1 protein-coding gene is annotated in these 450 nt (G+C 67.3%); it reads right to left on the bottom strand.

What is annotated here, in order from left to right; translation table 11 throughout:
* The coding region (locus EN939_RS37570) for an aldehyde dehydrogenase family protein (protein WP_127272162.1) at positions 1 to 450 on the bottom strand (450 nt) is incomplete at both ends.

Here is a 450-nt window from a genome sequence, read left to right as displayed (position 1 = left end):
GCGATGACCGAATTGCCGGTGACGAGCGCGGCCGCGATCTGGCCGGTGAAGATGGCGAGCGGAAAATTCCACGGTGAAATGCAGACGATGGCGCCGCGCGCTTGCGTGCCCGCCTCCGCATTGGCCGCCTCGGTGGCGTAGTAGCGCAGGAAGTCGACGGCCTCGCGCACTTCGGCGACGCCGTCGGCCAGCGATTTGCCGGCCTCGCGGGTGGCGAGTGCAAAGAACTCGACCGCATTCGCCTCATAGATATCGGCGGCACGATTGAGGATGGCAGCGCGCTCGGCAACGGGACGTTTTGCCCAGGCCGGCTGCGCTTCCACCGCAAAGCGCACGGCGGTCGCGACTTGCTTTGCGGCGGCTTCGCTGACCGTGCCGACCACTTCGGAAGGCTTTGCCGGGTTGACGATCGGACGCTGCTTGCCGTAGCCGGCGGCACGGGTGATCGGC

This window comes from Mesorhizobium sp. M7A.F.Ca.CA.002.05.1.1 (assembly GCF_003998335.1).
Taxonomy (GTDB): Bacteria; Pseudomonadota; Alphaproteobacteria; order Rhizobiales; family Rhizobiaceae; genus Mesorhizobium.
This window is presented reverse-complemented; position numbering and strand designations above follow the sequence as displayed.